Annotated in this window: 14 protein-coding genes; 7 read left to right on the top strand and 7 right to left on the bottom strand. The window is 41.8% G+C overall.

Features of this window, described 5'->3' with window-relative positions; genetic code table 11:
• Positions 1–25: 25 nt before the first annotated feature.
• The 4 genes from EO92_RS06130 to wecB all read right to left on the bottom strand — a co-directional run bounded on the left by EO92_RS06130 (position 26) and on the right by wecB (position 6,729).
• Entirely contained in the window at positions 26–2,482 is a 2,457-nt protein-coding gene (locus EO92_RS06130; RefSeq protein ID WP_048170064.1) for a methyltransferase domain-containing protein, read from the bottom strand.
• A gap of 626 nt (positions 2,483–3,108) precedes the next feature.
• Positions 3,109–4,083, bottom strand: coding sequence for a bifunctional 2-polyprenyl-6-hydroxyphenol methylase/3-demethylubiquinol 3-O-methyltransferase UbiG (locus EO92_RS06125; RefSeq protein ID WP_048170062.1), 975 nt, complete (start codon positions 4,081–4,083; stop codon positions 3,109–3,111).
• A 385-nt stretch (positions 4,084–4,468) separates the two neighbouring features.
• Positions 4,469–5,605: a glycosyltransferase gene (locus tag EO92_RS06120; RefSeq protein ID WP_048170060.1), complete on the bottom strand. Its 1,137-nt coding sequence runs from the start codon at positions 5,603–5,605 to the stop codon at positions 4,469–4,471.
• A complete protein-coding gene (wecB, locus tag EO92_RS06115) occupies positions 5,605–6,729 on the bottom strand; it encodes a non-hydrolyzing UDP-N-acetylglucosamine 2-epimerase (protein WP_235283211.1) in 1,125 nt (374 codons plus the stop codon). Before wecB ends, EO92_RS06120 begins: the two co-directional genes overlap by 1 nt.
• A gap of 748 nt (positions 6,730–7,477) precedes the next feature.
• Here wecB and EO92_RS06110 point away from each other — a divergent pair.
• Complete coding sequence (locus EO92_RS06110; protein ID WP_048170056.1) at positions 7,478–9,985, top strand: oligosaccharyl transferase, archaeosortase A system-associated; 2,508 nt, start codon at positions 7,478–7,480, stop codon at positions 9,983–9,985.
• Positions 9,986–10,181: 196 nt separating this feature from the next.
• Here EO92_RS06110 and EO92_RS06105 read toward each other — a convergent pair whose 3' ends face one another.
• Positions 10,182–11,648, bottom strand: coding sequence for a DHH family phosphoesterase (locus EO92_RS06105; protein WP_048162513.1), 1,467 nt, complete (start codon positions 11,646–11,648; stop codon positions 10,182–10,184).
• A gap of 991 nt (positions 11,649–12,639) precedes the next feature.
• Between EO92_RS06105 and EO92_RS06100 the strand changes: the two genes are divergently transcribed.
• From EO92_RS06100 to EO92_RS06075, 6 genes are all read left to right on the top strand, one after another.
• Positions 12,640–14,142, top strand: coding sequence for a bifunctional ADP-dependent NAD(P)H-hydrate dehydratase/NAD(P)H-hydrate epimerase (locus EO92_RS06100; RefSeq protein WP_048170055.1), 1,503 nt, complete (start codon positions 12,640–12,642; stop codon positions 14,140–14,142).
• Between the two features lie 271 nt (positions 14,143–14,413).
• Positions 14,414–14,599, top strand: a complete 186-nt coding sequence (locus tag EO92_RS06095) for a hypothetical protein (protein ID WP_048136471.1) — start codon at positions 14,414–14,416, stop codon at positions 14,597–14,599.
• 103 nt (positions 14,600–14,702) lie between these two features.
• The gene (gene moaC, locus EO92_RS06090) at positions 14,703–15,170 is read left to right on the top strand and encodes a cyclic pyranopterin monophosphate synthase MoaC (protein WP_048136472.1); all 468 of its coding nucleotides are present in this window, start codon (positions 14,703–14,705) and stop codon (positions 15,168–15,170) included.
• Positions 15,171–15,267: 97 nt separating this feature from the next.
• The gene (locus tag EO92_RS06085) at positions 15,268–16,119 is read left to right on the top strand and encodes a ribose-phosphate diphosphokinase (protein WP_048136473.1); all 852 of its coding nucleotides are present in this window, start codon (positions 15,268–15,270) and stop codon (positions 16,117–16,119) included.
• Between the two features lie 60 nt (positions 16,120–16,179).
• A complete protein-coding gene (locus EO92_RS06080) occupies positions 16,180–16,932 on the top strand; it encodes a hypothetical protein (protein ID WP_048162510.1) in 753 nt (250 codons plus the stop codon).
• A gap of 679 nt (positions 16,933–17,611) precedes the next feature.
• The gene (locus tag EO92_RS06075; protein ID WP_048170085.1) at positions 17,612–18,406 is read left to right on the top strand and encodes a C15orf41 family protein; all 795 of its coding nucleotides are present in this window, start codon (positions 17,612–17,614) and stop codon (positions 18,404–18,406) included.
• Between the two features lie 7 nt (positions 18,407–18,413).
• Here the strand turns inward: EO92_RS06075 and EO92_RS06070 are convergent, their stop codons facing one another.
• Both EO92_RS06070 and EO92_RS06065 read right to left on the bottom strand, forming a co-directional pair.
• On the bottom strand, positions 18,414–21,638 hold the full coding sequence (locus tag EO92_RS06070; protein WP_048170053.1) for a DNA double-strand break repair ATPase Rad50: 3,225 nt from the start codon (positions 21,636–21,638) through the stop codon (positions 18,414–18,416).
• Positions 21,635–23,563, bottom strand: a 1,929-nt coding sequence (locus EO92_RS06065; RefSeq protein WP_156165736.1) for a metallophosphoesterase, incomplete at its 5' end; no start/stop codon positions are given. The genes EO92_RS06065 and EO92_RS06070, both read right to left, overlap by 4 nt.

The following is a 23,563-nucleotide window of genomic DNA, read 5'->3' as shown; positions in this document are numbered from 1 at the left end:
CAAAATTTATAAACAAATAATAATTTCATATTCTGACTCCGTCATTAATTAAATTGGAAGTATATTTATCAATTTCATCTACTCTTTTACTCCAGGAGTTTTCAGAAATAAACTTTTGAATAACATTTTCTTCAATTTTTGTTTTTGAAGCCTGGATGATTGAAGCTTCAAATTCATCTATAGAGTGTGCAACCCAAACATACGGATATCTCTCAATGTGATATATTCCAGTAGCTACAACTGGAAGATTAAAGAATAGATATTCGTAAAGTTTAATTGGATCTACGGATAAGGAAAGAACACTTTCTTTGAAAGGAATTATAGCCACATCCCAGCTGGATGCATAATGTCCAAGTTCAGATGGATCTATTTTCCCGAGGAGTAGAATATTTTTAGGTAGTTGCAACTCTTTTGGATTGCCATATCCTATAATATGAAATATCCAGTCAGGATTTCTATTTGCAATTGATATTACGGCATCCCAATCAAACCATGCTGAAGTTAGATGTCCAAAGTAACCGATCGTAATTTTCCCTTTAACATGAGTTGGCAATTTTTCATTTATATTGGCACTTAACATTTCAGTTGATACGGCATTTGGTAGCACCCGGATATCAGTACTGTTAGTGAATTTTTTAATTTTATCTGCCAGAGTTGGACTAACACAGGTGACTATCTTAGAATTTAATGCAACGTAAGCTTCTACTTCTTTGTCATACCAAACTGCATTCCCAACTTTATAAAACTCTTCCCATTCATCCAATACATCATAAATTGTTACCCAATTATAACAATTTGCTACACTGAGTATTTCAAATAATAGAGGGTGTGGGAACTCCGAAATGAATAATTTATTCACTATAGAAGGATTTGAATGACTCAATATCTTAGTATAATTATTTACTAAAAAATCTACAGGTATTTGAAATATATTTGGAAATACAGTCCCGACATCAATTTGTTCTTTGTTATTCCATCTCCAACCTACAAATATAATTTTGTATCCTCTTTTAGAAAATTCCTGTGCTAAACGAAGAGGGCGTTGACCTTCATTTTCAACAAACTTAGTTCCAGAAAAGATCAAACAAATTTTAGTATTATCTCCGGAGTTTAAAAAAGAATTCAAATCATCCATTATATTTTGTTCTTTGTATATTTCTTTATCAAAATTTAAGAACATATCAGTAGTATTTTTTGGATTTTTTGTTAATATTAATTTATTTAGTACCTTTGAAATGGAGCGAGATAATAAACAATCAATTTCAAAGTATCTTCCATAAAATTGGCTTAACTTCCAGGATAAGGAACTTTCTCTTTGACGAACCGTCTCTCTCAGGTTGAGAATATCGCTTGATTTTTCATCAAGTTTAGATTTAAAACCAGCATTTAAGTTTTGCAGCTCTTTGATCTTGTTATTTTTGTCTTCAAGTTGGAACTGAAAATGGGCAGTTGTGTTTTGCAACTCGTTGATCTTGTTATTTTTGTCTTCAAGTTGAGACTTGAAATCAGCAGTTACATTTTGCAACTCGTTGATCTTGTTATCTTTTTCTTCGAGTTGTGACTTAAAATCAACAGTTACATTTTGCAACTCATCAATTTTAGTATCCATTTTTTCAAGATGAGAATTAAATGAAGAAAAATCGAAGTAATAAGTATCAGTTTCAATTTTTGATTCCTTTCTTAGCACATCTTCAATTACTTTTTCATAATTTGACGGAACATCTTTATTTTCCGGAAGATCCTTATTTTTAGGACGTGCTATCAATGCAATCAAATAATTTCGTTCCCGTGGAATGAGTTGTTGACCTATATTCTGATATTTTGACCCTACTTCAGAATTAACATAAGAAAGATGATCGCAAGAAAAATGCTCCCCAATATATTGCTCTTCAATAACTTCAAGCCCTGCAGCTTCCGCAAGATGTTTCATGGAATCGCGGAGCAGTTCTCTCCCCCATATCCATTCACCTTTTTCCATGGCACAACGGCGAAACAGTAAATAAGGTACACTCATTGCATTTGGTACAAGAATGAGAACATATTTTCTGGCAACCTGCCCCATTCTCTTTAAAACATCAATAACTTTCCAGGCATCAAAGTGCTCAAGTACACCTGAATTCCAGACAACGTCGTGAGGTTCAACCAGATTGGCAGATAGGTCGAACATATCTGCATTAATAAAATTTCCTGTTAAATTATTTTGTTCATAATGCCGTTTTGCTTTTTCCAGAGCTACTTTACTGAAGTCAATAAGTGTTGTCTGAAAACCTCTATCTGCGAGGTGTCCCGACAAATGCCCACTCCCACACCCAACTTCAAGTAAAGAGGACCCCGGTTCAATTCCCAATCCAAAAAATAATTGCTCAATCTCCTGACCGAGTTTAATTTCCGAAATATTTGCGGTTTCGGAATAAGTCTCTGCTACATTATCCCACAATTGAGACGATTGAGAATTAATCAGGATGTTATCATTTTCTTTCATGGTATCAAAATTTAGAGATTGTTTTTATAGATAACTAGCAATTGGCAGCCACACCAAAAACCAGAAAATAGGTATATATTATTTATAATAATTTTTGAATGGATCCTATTAGCGGGAAAAGCTCTTATTTCAAAGAGATCTCATAAATCTCGATTAGTCTTTCCCCTTAAAAGGGTAAAAGAATGATATATGTTTTTTGAGCCCGAGAATATATAAAAAGTTGTTGAAATATACGAGGAGACTAAATAAATTCACTGTTTAGTAAATTATAAATACGGTTTTCAGTTTCTTATAAATACGGTTTTCAGTTTCCAACCGACCTTCCGGAAATGCCTTCAAAAAAATAACATCTTTCTTGTTATCGTTTTTGGAGAATTCTGTTAAACTAAGGTTATAAAACCTGGTGATTTTCAATTTTACATTTATCACTATATTTTGGAACAGAGTCCTGTAAGCACTCAACACATAAAATCAGCTTCAATAGCTATCATTGAGTGAGCTCACATTCTGGATATTTAACGGCTTGATGCAAATGTATTTCAGTTCAAGTGTGTAAATGCTTTCCCAGTAATAGATTCAAGTTTAATTTTAAGATGCGCTCTTAGATATAATCACTTGCCCTACCTTTAAGGAAAACATAGAGATATTCTTGTGCTCACTGTATTCAGTAACTCGCGGACAAAACCTTTTTTTTTGTAAATAATCAGTTTCCAGCTCTGGACATAGTAAGAATTCAAGTCAGGATTATCCATTTGTGCAGTATAGTTTATAATATATTGATCGAATCTTTCTATTAAAATTCCTTTTAACTTATCGGATATAGATAAATTACTTACTTTTTCCAAATATGCATTTTTTACTTCGTTAAGAAAAAGTTCATCAGAGGTGACGGGTAGTACAGGATTGGAAATATTAACTACCTCGAAAAATTTAGTTGGGAAAAACGAGAGGAAATAATCCAGATTATAATAATCACCCACCAGATACTCTCCTTTCCTTTCCATATTGAAATACTCCATGGCATCGTCCCTATCCAGCAGGGTTATGCCGAAAAGCCCAAAATGAGGATCGGATAATACATTATTAACATGATACCGGTTAGGGATCTCCAGGTAAATATGACTGCCATTAGCTGCCAGTGCGATAATGTTATTTATCGTCGAGGGGACATCCAGTACATGTTCAAGCACGTCTGTACAGGTTATGACATCAAACTTCCTCTTTAGTTTACCTTGTAACGGCTGGCATATGTCATATCTAATAACCGATTCCGGATTCAGACCATTTTCCTGAAGGTTTAACCTGCAAATGTTCACCAACCGATCATCGATTTCCATACCAAAAACATTTTTACATCCCATCTTCGCAAAAGCAACCATAAAGCCGCCATATGCGGTTCCTATATCGACGTATGATCTGTCCGCGAGTGGAATGTGATTAGAAAGCTCCTTTGCCAGAATGTCGCCTCGCATATTGGTGCCCAGAGCATAATTCACGTATGTTTCATACATAGGTGAGCCCTTGCCGCTTGCGAAAAAGTCCTGAATAGCCTCTTTAAACTTTTTATTCATTTCAGTTGTCGAGTTTATCTCATTAGACATAATCACTTTCCCCTACCTTTAAGGCAAACATAGAGAGATTTTTTATGCTCACTGTTTTCAGTAACTCACGGACACAACCCAATAGTTTCAGAAAAATCAAGTCCCTTCACTTTAGTACGGGGGAATTTATTTTGTAAAAGGTTAACACCCTGACCTAAAGCGTATCCCCAATCAAGAACAGTGATTTCTGAATTATCAATATATTTTTTTGATACATTCAGACAAATTTTCAATAATCAACTACATAAAATATTCGTTTTGTTCTTTTTCTCTATTTATTTCCATTTAATTTTAAAATATTAGTCCAATCATTCTCTGGAATTCATCTCATAAGACACAATAGCGCTTATTTTTCAAAAATTAACAATAAAAATACCCACTTTATTTAGGTAGTCAACTTGTTAATAATCAACTTAATCATCATTTCCGACTTTCGATCCCATGTGTTTTCTTCTGTAATCTTAAGAACTTCTTCAATATTCACATTTTTATTGAGAGAAATGGGGATGAAATGCAGGAATTCATCTAAATTATTTGCAACATATATTGCGTGATCAAACTGTTTTACTTCAGGTAAATTGATCGAAATTACATTTTTTCCACTTGAAATATACTCATAAAATTTGAGAGGATTCGAACTCAATGTTAACTCATTAATTTTAAAAGGAATTATACAAACGTCAAAAGCTTTAATGTAATTCGGAAGTATTTCATAAGGCTTCATCCCAAGTATAAATATATTTGGATATTGCTTTAAGGAATCAATTTCGTTTTTTACACTGGGAAATTCCGGCCCAACCAGTACAACAGAAAGATCCAGATATTTTTGGCTAATTGCTTTTATAATGTCAAAATCTACCCAGTCACTGAGAGCACCGATATACCCTACAATCGGTGTTTTTATGTGTGCTATATCTTCAGGAATTGGGATATCTGTCATTGCCTTCTTGAAATGATCCACATCAACCCCATTACCAATCAGATACACATCATTCTTTCTAGTCTTCAGGATATTATTATGTAAATATGAAGAAGCTACGAAAACGAGATTTGCTTTCTCGATTAAGTTATCCAGATACTTTTTCATCCAGGATGGAACATTAGAGAATGCAAGTTTATCATCAATATAATCCAAAACAACCATTTTTTCCTGTAGCTTCCCTATTAAAGTCGAATATCTGGGCTCATAGTAGAAAAGAACCGGCTCTTTTATATTCTTCTGTTTTAAAATGAAACGAAGCCAGAAAGAGATTAAAGAATCATTAATCCACCTTAAATTCTCTGATCTGTCTATCAAGGGAATCGATGGTAACGAAACAATCTCTATATTTAGATGTCTTCTTGTGAACAACCGCTTAGGCTGCGTAAGTAAAACAGGAATTGACGTGGGTTCAATAAATAGAATTCTCCAGTTAGAAGGAAATCTTGTAAATAATTGCTGATGCCTCTGCCAGAGTGCATCCCAGAAAATATCAGAGAAACAGACAATATCCAATGGGACGCTCTCTGCTGAAGACTCCATTATTCGGTCCTCAGAGTATCAATAATTTTTTCTGCAGCCCTTCCATCCCCAAAAGGATTGATCCAGGTCCTTTTTTCGCTCATCATATTGATAGCTGATTGGATAATACGATCCGGTTCAACACCTGCCAGGACATTAGAGCCGACTTCCAGTGTTTCAGGTCTTTCGGTATTATCTCTCAGTGTTACACAGGGGGTCCCCAGAATGCAGGTTTCTTCCTGAACTCCGCCTGAATCAGTAAATACAAGTCTGGCATTCGCTTCAAGCTGCAGGAACTCCAGAAAACCTACAGGCTTTATAGGCCTGATCCCTTCCAATGAAAAACCGAATTCCTTGATTCTTTTTTCTGTTCTCGGGTGTATTGGAAAAACAACAGGTAGCGAATATTCTTTTTGAATCGTGGAAATACCTTTCAATAATTTGCCCAATTGTTCCCGATTATCGACGTTCTCAGCCCTATGGGAAGTGAGAAGGAAGTATTCTTTTGACTTCAAGTTCAAATCATTCAAAACATCTACATTCTTGTTAGAAATCTCTAAATTTTGCAAAACAGCGTCAACAATTGTATTACCAGTTACAAATATTTTGCTTTCTTCAATACCCTCTTTCAGCAGATTTTGCTTTGAAAGCTCAGTGGGTGCAAAGAGATAATCCGAAACATGATCCGCTACAACTCGATTTATTTCTTCGGGCATGCTGCGATCATAACTTCTAAGGCCGGCTTCCACATGCCCTACTTTTATATGTACTTTAGAAGCAGCAAGAGTGCCGGCAAGTACAGTATTTGTATCACCCTGAACTAAAACCACGTCTGGCTTTTCTTCAATAAGGACTTTCTCGATACCCTCCATGATTTTACCTGTTTGCTCTGCATGGCTTCCGGAACCTACATCGAGATTATAGGCTGGTTTCGGCAACTCAAGATCATCGAAGAAAGCCCTATCCATCTCATAGGAGTAGTGTTGGCCAGTGTGCAGAACGAAATAATCAAGGTTCCTTTTTTCACATTCTCTTATCAGAGGAGACATTTTTATAATTTCTGGTCTTGTGCCTAAGATTATTGAAAGCTTCATTTTAAGGTCTCCATTTAAAGAATAATATTGGACTAAAATTGATTTTATCAAAGTTTGGACTTTTAAGAGCTTATGTACGAGATCTCAAACTCATTAAATTGATTTAATGGTATGTATTTTACAACTCAAATCCCAATCTGATGATCCCGATCTGGAGAGATCTCTACACGCAAAATATTTATTTTAAGTGAACTCATGAGTATATTTTTAACCAATGTATAATGACAAATATGACAAGTTCTACTCAAAAAATTAACATAAAACTAATAATTTTTTAATAATCATAGAAACATGTGTATAATCCTTTCTACGACAAACAATATAAATATTGATTTATAGCGGTACTTGTAATTTGATAATCTAGAAGTAATTCAAACAGCCAGGAGTAGGCTGTGTGTCGATTTTTCATTACAATCACAGATTTCAAGAAGTAAATGAATAGGATATCCCACATCCGAAGAACCAAATTTTATACAATAGGCAAAAATTGACTTTGAATTTACAGCAAATTCGTGACACTGCCGAAAATAGACTACATAGAGTGAATATGCCCATTAAAATTAAAGTATAATTGTTTGCGTATTGAATTAAGCAGACATCATGATAAAAGTTATGAATTAATGGAAAGCCGTGAACGTAACAATTATATCACTAAGATAACAAGGTGTTGGATTAAATAAGAGAATATTAAAAAATCAAACGAAAGTTAAAGGACTATTTTTACGCACTCTCTCCTTTAAGAAGTAGTAAAAAAGATGGAACTATTGAAAAAATCAAAAAATACAATGAAGTGGTCGCTATGAATAAAAACATGAGGCATCTGGAGTCAAAACCATCAACTTATAGTTCAAGATTTAAAATCATTTCACTTATCGCTGTAATAGCAGTTGCTTTTCTCATGCGCATGCTCTCCTATGCTTCACTCACTGCAGACGGTGGCATAACCTTTACGGGATTTGATGAGTTTTATCATATGCGGCGCATTCTATATACGGCCTCCAGTTTCCCTCATTTTCTTAACTTTGATACCTATCTTAACTATCCTTATGGTTTTGAGATTGGGTGGCCGCCACTCTTTGACCTGTTAGGCGCCATGCTTGCAATAATTCTGGGAGGAGGACAGCCTGACACGCATACTGTCGAATTTGCAGGGGCTCTTTTACCGGTACTGCTCGGAGTCCTTACAGTAATTCCGGTTTATGTGGTAGCGGCTTCAGTCTTTGACAAAAAAATAGGGCTTCTTGGAGCTTTCATTTTTGCGGTTATACCTGCCCATGTATACACATCCCGTTTTGGGGCAGTTGACCATCACGTAGCTGAAGTACTCCTCTCAACGGCAGCCTATGCATTTTTCATACTTGCCATAAAGCTAGCAGGGGAGAGAAAACTTTCATTAAGTTCACTCAAAAACATATCCTCAGATAAGAAACTCATAAATCCCCTGCTTCTTGCAGCGGCTTCAGGACTCTTTTTTTCACTCCTTATCTTTACATGGGTAGGAGCTCCTGCCCTTATCGGCTTTGTTGTCCTTTATGCATTGGTTCAGGCAACACTCGATCTTAAAGCAGGGAAAGAGTCAGATTACCTCTTCATGTGCTCAACTGCAGCTCTGTTTGCAACACTCTTGTTTACCATTCCTCTCTCAGCAGGAGCAGTCCGTCAGGGGCTTGAGATGAGTGCAATGTATCTTTCCTGGTTCCAGGTTGTCTTTGTACTGATCCTGCTCACCGGAATATTCCTTTTATGGGGTTTTTCAGCATATATCTCAAAGAAAGGAATGGACTGGAAGTACTATCCTGGCGTGTTGATACTCGTATTCGGCTCAGGACTTCTTTTCCTCCGGATATTTTCCGTCGAATACTACGCTTTCATTATTGAAGGACTGAGGTTCTTTTCTGGAAAAGGTGAATATATAGGCACAGTTGTAGAAGCAGTGCCCCTCTTTTTGACTTCACAGGGAAAACTTACTTTCGCCCCGACATTAGGAAGTTTTGGGCTTTCCTTCCTGGCGGCACTGGCAGGATTTTTCCTGTTCGGCCTTGAGTTGAAAGGCGAAAAGTTAAAGCCAGAAGGAGTATTTTTCCTTGTATGGACACTTTTTTATGCATACCTCACCTTTTCCCAGAGGCGGTTTTCCTATCTTTTTGCGGTAAATATCTCAATCCTTACCGCATATATTCTCTGGATTTTGCTGGAATCCCTTGATTTCGGAAAAGAAGTAAATAAGCTGGCAAAATCCGGAAAGGTAACGGAGAATGATCTGGAATCTGCCTTTCAAACGGGTAAAAGGTCAGTATCAAAAACGAACTCAAAATCAAAAACCAGACATGCAGCAGAGTCAAAGATTACGGATGCCGGACCTGACTACTTCAAACTTGCTTCAGGGGTGGCACTGATAGGCCTGATCTTTGTGCCCTCCGTATGGTTAGGTGCTACTTTTGCAAAGGATGCAGTCTCAATTGATCCTGAATGGCAGGACTCCCTCGAATGGCTTGAAGCCTCAACACCTGCAACTTCTTATTATCTTGAGCCTTCAGAAACCCCTGAGTACGGGGTTCTTAGCTGGTGGGACTACGGGAACTGGATTGTATATGTGGGAAAACGGCCTGCAGTCTCCAATAACTTCCAGACAGGTATAGAAGATTCTGCACGCTTCTTTATAACGGATTCCGAAAAGGAAGCAAAAACAATAATTGAAAAACTCAATGTAAAATACGTAATAACTGACACACTGATGGCAGAAGGTAAGTTTAGTGCTATTACCAAAATAGCAGGAAAAAATATCGGAGACTATTACGAAGTCAAAACCGCGAAAGAAAATACAGGCCTCAAAACCGTTGCAACTCCTAAACATGCTCTCCTGCAAACCCAGGTATATAAGCTACATAAACTTGATGGAACCTCCCTGGGGAATTACAGGCTGATCCATGAAAGTACTATAAATTCCACAGAGAATAAGAATAGTAAAGAAAATACTGTGAAGGTATTCGAATATGTCAAGGGAGCCACGATTTCAGGCACTGCAAGCCCTAACCAATCCGTGATGGCAACACTTGAGCTCAGCTCAAATACAGGCAGGAAATTCACATATCAGAAAGGTGACGTGGCAGATGAGAACGGTATATTTGAGATAACCGTGCCCTATTCGACCGAAAACACAGGAAAAGGAGTTCATGCAACCTCTGTTTATTCACTGACCACAGGAAAAAACTCAACTATTGCAGGAATTCAGGTAACTGAGAGCGACATTTTGAACGGAAATAGAATAGAGTCAAACTTTCCCTTTACTGAAGCAGAAAACGTATAATAAGCGTTAGAAGTGAAAAATCGGGAAATCAAAGTTGCGGCGGCACACCCCGCAGCAAGCTAGCGGGGTATTCGACTGAAATAAAAAAGAAATCTGAAAAAAAATGAGGGAGAGAAAAAAATCCCTCCTTCTTTTCTCTTTTAGAAAATTCAATGGTGGCGGTTCTACTGAAAACGCCTGCCTTTTTTCCGATAGCTTATTCTCCTGTACTTTCAACTCCGACGGCACTCAGGAATCTCTTGACGACTGCTTCGTTAACGAGCCTTAAGAGTGTCTGCCGGTCTTTTGTGGCACTGAAAACTCCGAGAGGTATCTGGGCACCTGCTGCATTTGCATGCCCGCCCGCGTCTTCTCCGAAGGCCTGGCGCATAATCTCTCCAAGGTTGACCCTGATATCATTGCTGCGGCCCGAGATATAGATGCGGTCATCGGTAACCCCAAAGACAACAGTTGTGGAGATTCCTTCAAGGCTCAGGAGGTAATCCGCAGCCTGAGGAAGAGTATCCCTATCCCGTATGTTCCCGACATTTGAGAGAAGGTAACTCCCGAGTACCTGCCGGTTCCGGATAGCTTCCCCGAGCACTTCAAGGGTTTCAATAGCCATTGAAGGCTGCTCGAGCTGATCCAGGATCCCGTGATTTGAAAGGGGATAGAGGTACGAAGCAGCTGAGAGGTCTGCAGGGTCGGTTTTCCTCTTGAAGTCCTGCGTGTCAGTCCTGATTCCGTAAAGTAGAGCCGTTGCCAGGGTCTTCGATATATTGATATTTAGCTGCTGCAGGTACTTTGTCATGATAGTGGCTGTTGCCCCAAAGTTGGGCCGGATGTCTATATATTCAGCCTTTATCTCGGTTTCTCCGGGTGGGTGATGGTCTATCACAATGCCTACATATGAATTCAGAGGAACCATATTATTAACACCGGGAAGTGAGCAGTCTATCAGGGCAATTTCGTCAAAGTTATCAGGGTCGTGATCTTCCATCTTGCTGAGGTCAATCCCGAGAAGGTTTACGAAAGCCTTGTTTTCCTGATGCCCTATCCTTCCGTGGTAGAGGATATTTGCTTCAACCCCAAGGCTTTTTGCGATTTCCTTTAATGCAAGCCCGCTGGATATCGCATCCGGGTCAGGATTATCGTGGATTACGATAGCAAGTTTTTTATCCCTTATTCCTTTCAGCCACCTGGCGAGCCTGTTGCCCCTGTGGACAGACTCAGCTCTCTCAAGGGAACGGGAAAGGGAGCTTGCGACCAGCTTGGAGGGCATAAAAACGTAATCAGACCCCAGATCTTCCATCTTTTCTTTATTGATGATATCCGAGGCACGGGAAAATATCTGGATATCCGGGTTTACGATTTTCTTAAAGTTTTCAATTCCTTTCCTGTTTGCCTCATTGTTGGAACTCAGGAAGAGTATTGCAACGACATTTTTAAGATCAATATTATTAATGAGCTCAGGGTCAGAGATATCTCCGAGAATAGTTTCAAAGCCTTCTTCTCTGAGAGTCTCAACCTTAGCTTCGTCGTTATCTACAATGACTACAAGCTTATTGCTTTCCCTGAGCTCTTTTGCAAGCGCAAAACCAATACTACCGCTGCCCAGGATAAGATACCTGGATTTAACTGTGCTCTTAAGGCTGCTATCCGCATCTTTTGAAGAATTTGACAAAAGTCATCCTCCTATTCTTATGTAAGTCCAGACACGTGCAAAGGAAAGCAAACATTTAATCAGATTCCTGCCTGCTTACAATTTTTTACTTTTTTCTCTATTTAAATCTCAATAAAGGAATAAGGTAAAAACATTACATTGTTAGACATAAGGCTATTTAAGATTATTTCAATACTGAATCTGCTTTATAATATAATATTAAATCAGATTCATCTTCGTTTTTACAATTTAAATGCAATATTAACATGTAATTCTCAAATATGCTAACTTTAGCTATTAACTCCTCTTACTTTACATTTGTCACTATTTATGAAGTTACTTATTACGGAATTAACATTCCAGGCAACAAACTTGCCTTAATTTCCATTATAAACCTGTTTCTTACGGCATAGCCCGGATTCTTACGACATAGCCTGGGTTCTTAAGGTTTTAACCTGAATTCTGCCGGTATACATGTTATATTGGAATATAGCGTATATAGTTAATGACACTAGATGAGTTTTCCTCAGTAGAAATAATCTCAGTATAAAAGCAGCAAATAAGTTCAGATTATATAGATAGTTCAGATTATATGGATAATTCAGGACCGGCATTAAATACTTTCCAGTTCCATAAAAATAGGTCTTTTATTATTAAGCAGTTGATATTTTGATGCTCTATTTTTCGAGCGCGACTGAAGATTGCATTTTAAATAACTGGAAGCCACTCCGGCTCAAACGGCGCTTTGCTCGGGACAGAGAAACTGAAAGATAGTATTCAGGTTGTCCTGTAATAATATCAACCGATTAGCTACGAGCCACGTAAAAATACCATGTCCATAAAAACACCGTGCGCCATGAAAACACAGAAATCCGTGAAAACACCCGATTCTATTGGAATACGGAATTTCGTAAAAAGATAAGTGAATTAAATAGAATTATACCGATTATTGCATAACCTCAATAAAAATATTGAATAACCTCAATAAAAAAAAGACATGCAGGCTATTAGCATGAAGTATATCAGTTCTTTACGGATGAAGGCGATCGATGCCAACTGTTTATATTTGGGACTGTTCCCGCTTCAGTTAATGGAAAATGCGGGCGCGGCTATTGCACAGAATATAAAGGAAAAGCTTGGCAGCGGAAAGGTACTGTTTGTGGCAGGCAGGGGAAATAACGGAGGCGATGCTTTTGTTGCTGCCAGGCACCTTGCCGGCATTCCCGGATACAATGTAAGGATGATTCTGCTCGGAAAAGACAGGGATATAGGGACTGAAGAAGCATTTCACAATTTCTCCCTGTTGAGGTTCAGCAGGGTTCAGACACTTGAGATCAGAGATTCAAGCCAACTTGCAGCCTCTGGATGGTTTTCAGAAGCCGACATACTGGTGGATGCCATCTTTGGCACAGGCATTAAGGGAAACATAAAGGAGCTCGAATCAACTGCAATTAACCTTATAAACAGCGAAGGAAAAGCCGGAAAAACCGTAATTGCCGTAGATATCCCTTCCGGGCTTGACCCTGATGGGGGAGGCTTTGAAAAAGCCGTATGTGCAGACCTTACAGTAACCTTCCACCGCATGAAAACAGGGCTCCTGAGTGAGCAGGCAAAAGAGTATACAGGCACGGTAAAGGTTGCAGATATCGGAGTCTGCGCGGATGCTGAACACTATGTAGGTCCCGGCGATCTGCAGATGCTTCAGAAAAGGACACCTGAAGCGCATAAAGGAAATGCCGGAAGGGTCCTTATCATAGGAGGCGGCCCTTACTCCGGAGCTCCGGCGCTTGCAGCGCTTGCAGCCCTCAGGGCAGGAGCAGACCTGGTAACAGCAGCAGTGCCTGAATCTGTAGCCGGGATTATAGCTTCTTACTCTCCTGACCTCATTGTCCGAAAACTTTCCTCAAGCGTGCTCTGCCCCGAAGACCTGTCCATCCTCCCTGACCTTATCAATTCTCATGATGTGGTTGTAATGGGGATGGGGCTTGGGAGAGCAGCAGAGACCCTTGAAGCTGTCAGAAAGATCCTGCCCTTCTGCAGGAAAGCAGTCCTTGATGCCGACGCCCTTTCAGCCCTGTCAGGCACTCTCTTTGAAACCCTTGCGGGGAACTGTGAAATAATAGTAACCCCGCATTCAGGAGAATTTGCACGCCTGAGGGATATGGACATCCCCGATACCCCGGAAACCCGTGAAAAAGCTGTCAGGGAATTTTCAGAGGAAAAGGGAGTGGTAACACTCCTGAAGGGAAAAATCGACATCATTTCAGACGGGAAACAGACCCTTCTGAACAGGACAGGAAATCCGGGTATGACTGTAGGAGGCACTGGAGATGTCCTTGCAGGCTTGACAGGATCTCTGTTTTCAAAAAACCCTGCATTTCTTGCCGCAGCCTGTGCAGCTTACATTAATGGGGCAGCCGGCGACCTGGCGTTCGAGAAAGCGGGAAATGCACTGCTAGCAACTGACGTGATTGAAAAGATTCCAGAAATAATCAAAGAGGCAGAAATAGGGTGAAAGAGTTATAGCCACAAAAACAGCTTAAAAAAGGGCAAATTGATGTAGAAACAATGTTCAGATGGAACAATGTTCAGATGGAACAATGTTCAGGTGGAACAATGTTCAGATAATACTCAAATAATAATCAAACAATATTCAAATAATAACCACTCATTAATCAGATAATATCCAGAAAATTCAAGCAATACCTGAAAACCTGGACTATTGCAACAGTAGTCCTGTATTGTAAATAATATAAAACTGTATACAGGGAAGGGGGTAACAGAATATGGTACGTGATTTTGAGAGGAAAATAGATGTGGAAATCGAAAGGACAAGGATCAGGATCACGGTTTTTCACGGGGAAGACGAAGAAGTTGTAAAGCTTAACCTTGAAGAAGCCGAGGAACTTGCAGAAAAACTGGAACAGGCGATTGAGGATTACTCGCAGCGAAAACAAATCCGGATTGACTGAACCGGAAATTAAGAGACCGGGGATTGCGGGCAAAAAGATTAGAAATTAAAAAAATTAAAAGTTATATGGAATTCCAGATAGATACGAAAAACGCGGTGATTTTGTGGGAAAGACATTTACTCATATTGAAGACGGCAGAGCGCGAATGGTCGATATAAGCGAAAAAAATAATGTTTCCAGGCTGGCACGGGCTGCAGGAGAAATCGTACTTTCCGCAGAAACCCTGGAGAAAATAAGGACAGGGACCGTTGAGAAAGGAAGTGTGTTTGCAACTGCAAGGGTTGCAGCCGTGCTTGCTGTAAAGAAGACCCCGGAAACAATTCCCATGTGCCACCAGATTCCGATAACGGGGATAGATGTGGATTTGGAGGTAGGGGATGATGCGGTTTCTGCAATTGTGGAGGTCCGGACTGTCGGGAAAACAGGAGTTGAAATGGAAGCTCTGACGGGAGTTTCGGTTGCGCTGCTTACTGTCTGGGATATGGTAAAATCTGCCGAGAAGGATGAAACAGGAAATTACCCGCATACACTGATACGAAATATCAGGGTGCTTGAAAAGCTCAAAGGGTAAAGGTTCAAAGAGGTAAAAACCGGAAAAATAAGGGTCCATTTAAAATAAGCTTTTTAAAGGATGGGATATATCAAGACGGCAAACTGAGGTATGTATTTTGAAGATCATAGGTGGACCAGCATCACAGTTACTTGCCAGCCGCACGGCCAGGGCTCTCGGGACAGAGCCCGTACTCTGCGAATTTAATTGTTTCCCTGACGGGGAACTTTACCTTAGAATCGCAGAAGAAACAGAAAACGAAAAAGTGACCATTATCCAGAGCACGCCCACAGACTCCGATCTTGTTGCTCTGCTCCAGCTTATTGATGCCTGTGAGGGGGCAGCTGAAATCAATGTTGTGATCCCCTACATGGGCTATGCCAGGCAGGACAAGAAGTTCAAGCCAGGCGAACCCATAAGTTCCCGCGCTATTGCCCGCTGCATTAACGCTGACCGAGTTTTTACAGTAAACATTCATGAAAAGAGTGTACTTGAGTATTTCCCCTGCCCTGCCAGAAATCTTGATGCGGCAAACCTGCTGGGTGCATACATCGCTGGCTTTGGCCTTGAAAACCCCATGCTGGTTGCTCCCGATGAAGGGGCTCAGGGGCTTGTAAAGAATGTGTCTTCAGAGAATGGTTTTGATCATGACCATCTTCAGAAAACAAGGCTCAGCGGAGATACCGTTGTGATCAAGACAAAAAACCTTGATGTAACCGGCAGGCACGTTGTCCTTGTAGATGACATGATTGCGACCGGGGGGACAATGGCGGAGTCAATTAGGATGCTTAAAGCACAGGGAGCAATTGATGTCCACCTTGCCTGCGTGCACCCCGTCCTTACAAGAAATGCAACTTTAAGGTTGTTCAATGCAGGAGTAAAAGATATAATCGCAACCGACACCCTCGAGAAAGCCGAAAGCAGGTTGAGTGTTGCCCCTCTTATTGCAGAAGCCCTTTCCGGGCTTTAATCATTTACTCCAGTTTCATTACCGTTAACTATTTTTTACAGTCTGTGTATTCTTAGTAGTATGACCCTTCCAGAAATTTGTCCACTTGATGAAAACCAGACATGTAAAGGGCTGGAATGCCATCTCTTCTGTCTGGAATGGAGAACAAGGGAACCTACCTGCCTTATAGGCTACAATGTAACAAGTAAAATCAGGTCCGGCAATGACGGCCGTAAAAAAGATACCTATGCTGAAGACACATTCCGCAAGTTAGGTAGACAGCCCCTACCCAGAATGAAAAACGTCTCGGAAAAAGGAGATTGGTTTCCTACCAGGCCAGTTGAAATACCCCCTGAAAAGCCTGTTGAAAGAAGGGAAGAAAAGCCTTCTCAAACTACGGAAAACGGCAAATATTTCTTCGGATGCCGTGAAGCACCCATGGATGCAAAAACGGATAAATGTTTTGAAGAAGGTCCCGAGAAAAGGCTGCAAGGAAGACAGGTTTCCAGCGAGGCTGAGACAGCTTCCCTTAGACTGGAGGCCAGGCTGAAAAAAGATCCTGTCGAAGAAAAACCTATTGAAAACTCGATTATATACGCAAAGCCGCAGCCAAAGGCTCCGGAAAAACCAAAAACCCAGGAAAAAGTACTCTCCAGGGATAAGCATACAACAATCTTTGTATCCTGTGACGAAGAAGAAAAGAAAAATATTTATCCTTCCGACAGGGAAGAAAAACCAGTAAAAGCGACTGAATACAGGGACAAACGCAAAAAACTTGATGAAGTAATGGAAATAGACCTTCCCGAGAATTACGAAGAGGAGTTCTGGAGTTAAAAGATCCTCTGTCGCGGAAAGAGATAACTTAGAATAACTCAAAATTAACTTATAAGAGCAGAATTAATTTAGGGTAACTCCAGGTAAACTTAGGGTTAGCAGAGCTAACTAGAGTTAACCGAATTGATTAGAGTAAAGTTAACCGAATTGATTAGAGTAAAGTTAACCGAATTGATTGAGTGAACTTATTATTACTCAGAATTATTCAAATGAACTTATAATGGAGCCGCAGGCCGGAGTTTCGGAAAAAACGTTTAGAGCCCGAAAAAAGGAGAAAATGCTTTCTTCGTTTCCTGAGTTTCCAAGCAGGCCTGCAGAGCCTACCTGGTCAATTACCCGCTAAATCTAAAGATTTAAAGGGTTTCCTGCTGAGATTTTATGAATATCTTCTCGGGATTGTGGCTTGATTCCGCTTTATGCCTTCTGAGATTTTGCTTCTTGAAGCACAGTAGGCTTCTTGAAACACGGCAGGCTTCTTGAAACATGGTAAAGAGTTACTGTCAGAGACTTATATAGAAGAAGAGATAAACAATTACGGATTTAATAAAGTCCCTGCGGGTTGTAAAACACTCACTTTTCGTTCATGTTATTTGATTTAATTTCCTATGTTAAAAACAATTCATGTTATTCGATTTTATTTTCTATGTTAAAAACAAGAACAGGAATATGATGATTGAGGATGGACCGCCAGACATACCAGAAGATATACAGTTCACTGAATAACTTTGGAGACGTTTTTCGCCTCTCAGAGGAATATTCCAGACCTGCAGGCATGCTTGCTACCGTTCTTAACCAGAAAATAGTGAAAATGACAAGGTTCAAGCACAGGAGGATCTATTCCAGAGAAAAGGAACTCTTTTTGAGGTGGGAGCAGGGGCGGTCTATTCTTGAACTTGCAGAGTATACATTTTTCCCTCCGACCCTCATGGCTTCCCTGATCCTCAAGAACTGTGACCTGTCCCGAAAAAGCATAAACTGGCTCTTCAAGCACCTCGACTGCATCGAAAACCGCCGCCTGAGAAAAGAGATTGGAAAAGCCCTTGATTCGGACTATTTCTTTTCTCCCCGCGCCCATGAGATGCAGTGCAAAAAAGGTGAAATGGGAGAGGAGATTATCCGCAAATGGCTTGATGACAGGGAGATTTCCTACTGCACTGAAGCTGAAATCAGGGCTCAGGGAGACGGAAAGACCCCGGATTTTGTCCTTGCAGACCCGATCCGCATAGAGGACCGTATGGTCAGGTGGATTGAAAGCAAAGCCCTCTTCGGGGACGACTTAGAGCATAAGCATTACGCAAAGAAACAGTTCGGGGAGTATGCCAATATTTTCGGAGAAGGCATGGTTGTCTACTGGTATGGTTACCTGGAAGACCTTCCATCCGAAGGCGAAGGTTACCTTGTAAAGGACCATAGCTTTTTTGGGGAATATAAAGAGCAGACTGACGAACTGTTCAACTACCTTGTGTACTGGTAAGGACTTTTCAGAGCCTTGTAATTGAGGACATATTGGTAAGAGGGTCTTTTTCTACCTGGAAGACATGGTCTGCCGAATCGATAAGGGACTCGTCATGGGAGACCACTATGATCTGGCCTACTCCGATGCTGCGCATCATGTCTATTAGTTTCAAAAGCTGCTGGATGTGCCCGCGGTCCAGAAAAACGGTGGGTTCGTCGAGGATCATAGGAGGAAGCCCTTCTGCACGGTCTCCGGCAAAACCAAGGGCAAGGAGCCTGTAGATGGCACAGCGCAGGACAAGGTTGAAGATTGCACGCTCGCCTCCGCTGAGGAGTTTGGGCTCGAGAGGGGTGCCGTCTTTTCTGTAGACAGTCAGATTGTACTCGGGGTCAAGCTCGATATGGGAGTAAGCATTGTTTGTATACATGAAACCAAACATCTCATTTAAGAGGACGGAAAGGGCACCTATGTTCCTTGCCCGCATATCAGCCCGGACGCGCAGATAGGTATTTTCAAGCTCTTCGGCATTGCTGTATACAGCTTCAAGGTACAGCCGCCTGTTTTCAAGAGCCTTCAGTTCTTCTTTGAGTTCCCGGAGGCGTTTTAAGCTGTTTTCAATCATGCCGATTTCTTTAAGAAGGACATCTTTTTCAGCGGTTGTTTCCCGGATTTTCTCTATAATTTTTGTATGGGCAAGTTCAAACTGGGCGCGGTCATGCTGAAGATTTTCAAGCTCTTTTCCTTCCAGTTTTTCTTTCAGCTGCCTTATCCTCTCACTGCGTTCAATGATCTCGCGGTCAAAGAAACCCACCTTTTCTGCCAGGTTCCTTATGGCAGTCTCAAACTCGGAGATTTTATGTTTGAGATTTTCCATGCGGAGCAGGTTAGCCTGGAGCTTTTTTGCCTGTCCGAGAAGCTTTTCACTTTCGGCATGGGCTCTTTTTGCTTCATCTTCTTTTTTCCGCATAGCTTCAAGGGCAAGTTCAAGAGCTTTGAGTTTTTCTTTTGACAGGGCTTCCTTTTCGGCAAATGCCTTTAATTTTTCATTGAGTTCTCCAAGCCTCTGCCCGTAATTTTCTATAAGCGCAAGAGAGGTCCGGATTTTTCCGTTCAGGGCTTCAATTTCAGAGGCATTTTCGGCAAGCTTTCTTTCAAAAGCTTTTGCCTCACGGAGAACTTTTTCACCTTCACTGTGCGCGGTTTGAGCCGCTTTTTCCTGATCTTGCAGAGCTTTAATGTCAGGGAGGAGCTGACTCATTGCGGCTTCAAGTTCCTGTTTTCGCTTACCAAGGCTCTCAAGCTTCAGGGAGTCCTCCTCTATCCGGGCTCTGTAAGTCTCTATCAGTTTCCCGGAGGCTTTTGCCTTCTCCAGGAGCTTTTCAATTTCAATGTCATAATCGGAGATTCGCTTCTCCAGCTTCTTTGCATCCTTGAGCCGATTGAGTTTTTTCTCAAGTTCAGCGTTCTGGAGCTTTATATCCGTAAGTTCCGAGGCAAGCTTTTCTTTTTTCTGTTCGCATTCTTCTGTTGTACATGCGATTTCTGACCCTTTAAGTTCCTGCCCGCAGGTAGGGCACTTCCCCTCGGCAAGCAGTTCCCGGTTTTTACAGAGGCTGTTTTCAAGTTCCCTTAAAGTAGCCTCAAGCTCTTTTTCTTTCCCATGCAGCCTGTTTTTGTTTTCCAGCAGAAGCTCGCTGAAATCTTCCAGGTTTTCGAGCTGGTCTCCGGTAAAGCCGAGCCCCTCCAGCCCCGCTAAAACCCCGGACTTCTGCTCCTGGACTTCCAGTACTTCCTTTGAGTTATTCTTGAGTTCCTTTTCAAGAACCTCGATTTCCGTACTTCCTTTCAGGACTGCAGCCCTGCTATTTTGCAGTTCCTTTTCAAGCTCAAGTAAGTTCAGATTGCCGGTTTCTTTTTCCTTAAAGGCGAAGCCAAGCTTTGTCGAAACCTCATTTTTCCGGTCCCTGAGAAGACTTTCCTTTTCTTCAAGTTCCTTTATGACTGAAACGATTTCATCAGCAGCCCCGGATCCTGCTTTAAAGCCTGCTTTTTCCCTCAGCCCTTTGTTTTCCTCTTCGAGCTTCCTTATGTTTTCCCTGTGCCCTTCAATTTCCTTATTTGCAGCCCCGATACTTGCCCTGCAATCAATCAGGGTACGCTCAGCCTCAGCTTTCTCTTTTTCAAGCTCGCATAATGCCTGTAAGCCGGTTTCTTCTTCTTTCAGGAGAAGGGCAAGTTCTTTTGATGCGGTATTTACTTTTTCCCTGGCAGAGGACTCCTCTTTTTCCTGGCGCAAAAGCAGAGCTTCAATTTCGAGGTCTCCAAAACCGTATTCGTCTCTCAAACCGGTATTTTCATCCCCAAGTTCGAGCAAAACACGCCTTTGTCCCTGCACTTCCCCTGAAAAAGCTTCCTTTTCCCTGAAACAGCCAGCCTTATCCTCCTGAGACTTATGGATAGCCTGTTTCAAAGCCTCAATTTCTTGCAGGCGTTCCCTGTAGTCTGCAATCATAAGGTCGAGTTTTTCTTTACGTGAAGCTGCAAATTCTTTTTTTCCATTTAACTCGTTTAAGGCAGTGTCAGTTTCTTTCACCTTTTGCCTGAGCCTGTTAAGGGCTGCAACGGGCTCCGTGCCTTCAAGCCCTTCGATTTCGGTTTTCACGCCCAAAAGGCTGTTTTTTGCGTCCCTCTCAAGCCTTCGGACAGCCGTCTTCGCATAGCCTGCTCTTTCGCGGTACTCTTCAAGCTTTCCGAGCTGGAGCAGGTCATCAATCATGCGCTGCCTGTCCTTTGGCTTTGCATTGATAAGCACATCAATTTCCCCCTGCCGGATGTAAGCGCAGTTCCTGTACGCCTCTTCATCCATGTTCAGGAGGGAACAGACCTCATCATAGGTGCGGGTCGCCTGGTCGACAATATTCTCCCCGTCAGCATAGAGCACGCACCTTGAGCTTGAAGCGTTTTCACTTTTCGAAGAGTACCTGAAAGCCTGCTCAAGAAGATATTCCCGTCCCATATGTTCAAAGCCGAGGTTGATTTTTGCATTCTCGGCCCCTTTGAAGATCATGTCCGCAAGCACAAAGTCCTTTGAAAGGATCTTGCTCCCGAAAAGCCCCATGAAGCAGGCTTCGAGCAAGCTTGATTTCCCACTCCCGTTTACCCCGGAAATTACGGTTACTCCGTCTTCGAAAGTGAAGTCCAGCTTTTTGTAGCTCCGGATATTTTCTATGTACAGATTTTTCAGCTTCACAGGTAATCACCAAGGTTATACTGTTTGGGCACAGCAGGCTTTTCTTTTCCTTTTTTATGGCTTTGTTTTACCGGTTTTCCGGCTCTATCCGGAGCCTGAGCTGGCTTTTCATCCGGAAACTTTTCATCCGGGAACTTTTCATCCAGGAACTTTTCATCCGCAGGCTTTTCATCTGCAGGCTCTTCGGTTTTGCCCTCTCCCTCTTTTTCGGGACTTGCTTCTCTCCCGGACCCGGGAAGCTTTCCAGCCTCTGCGTCTTCTGCTTCGGTTTTATTTCCGGCATCTATCCCTAGCTCAGCTCTTTTTCCACCTTCGGAAGGGATTACTGGAGGGATTTCTACAGGGGTTCCGGGAGTTTCCTGCGAAATCTCGGATGGGAAGGGGACTTCAGCCAAAGAATTAGCAGCAGTTTTGGGCGTTTCGATCTCTACGGATGCCCCTACAGATTCAGCATTTTCACATGAACCGGCGGATTCAGGTGATTCAGCACTTTCACATATTACGGGGACATGAGGAGATTCGGGACTCTCATCAAGAGATTCACAGACCTTATCAAGAGATTCAGGACTCTCATCAGAATCTTCAAAACTATTATTGAGAGATTCGGAGCTTTCAATTCTTGCAAAAGCCCTCAGGAATTTAGATTTTTCGGCAATTGCCGCCGCAAATTCAGCCCCTCCGGCGGACTCTGGATTTTCAACCGGTTCAGCCGCACCTGCCGGTTTGAATTCTTCAGGCTCTCCAATCCTGACAGGGCTGACCGGGATAACAGGGCTGACAGGAACCTCTATCCTGAAATTGGGGTCTTTGAAATCCAGGGCTTCAATCAATCCCGAAAGCCGGCTCTCGGTTTCTTCGTCCACCCTTGACCTTGACACGCCCGGGTTCCGGATAATCTCATCGACTATCAGCCCGCCGTCGTTTAAGCTCAACCTGCGGATTTCTTCGGCAACCGCATGGTCAGGGTCGGAAAATGCAACTTTCACAACCTCATCTAGGAGGGCTTCTTTTATCCTGAGGTCTTTGACCCTTGCCACCAGCACTCCTTTGCTCAACAGGTATTCTTCAATCTCACTGAAGGAAAGGACTGGGCCTGAGTCTCCTGAGATGTCCAGGAACACAACAGAGTCCGGGAGTTCTTCGAGGTGCTCGTTAACGGCAGAATAAATCTGTTCATAAGGCTTTTCTTCCCCGTCTAGTTTTGCCGGAATGAACAGGAAGTTTCGGGTAGGGATGTTCCGCTTGCTAATTTCCAGCCCCTCCCCGGAAAGAGTGATAATATTGTAAGAACGAGGATCATTTTCAGATGCACTGTTGCGTTCGGTACTGCCCGGGTATGTAGCCCAGGTCTCGGTCTCCCCTATCTTTATTTTCTCGTACTTGTGGTAGTCCCCGAGGAGAATTGCATCAACCTTAAAGGGAAGGTTTTCAAGCGTCTCAGCACAGTCCCAGTCCGCATACGGAAAAGGCTGCACGGTCTGGTGCATTACAAGGAGGTTCCTGCAGTTTTCCGGCAGGGATTCCGGAACTTCAAACCCTGAATAATCGTAAAGAGGAATCTTTGATTTCGGGACGCTGTCTATCCCGTATATTGCTGTATCCCCTACCAGTTGGGGTGTTTTCCCGAGCCTTACCGCAAGCCCCATTTCCTCAAAAAGGTCCAGCCACTGGGTATTTTGCTTGCTCTCGTGGTTCCCGACAATTCCAAAAAAAGGTATGTTTGCAGCCTTCAACCGGAACAGGAGGTTCATCGTCTCAAGGAGGTCTTCAAGGGTCGGGTTCCTGGAATCAAAAAGGTCCCCCGCATGCACGACAGCATCAACCTGCATGTCAACCGCGTCCTGAATGACTACCTCAAAAGCTTTAAAAAAGTCCTGCCTCCGTACCTCGCTGTGGTACTGCCGGTATCCCAGGTGCGTGTCTGC

The sequence above is a fragment of the Methanosarcina sp. 2.H.A.1B.4 genome (assembly GCF_000979385.1).
Lineage (GTDB): Archaea > Halobacteriota > Methanosarcinia > Methanosarcinales > Methanosarcinaceae > Methanosarcina.
The sequence above is the reverse complement of the archived record's forward strand: the minus strand, read 5'-3'. Positions and strand labels throughout refer to the sequence as shown.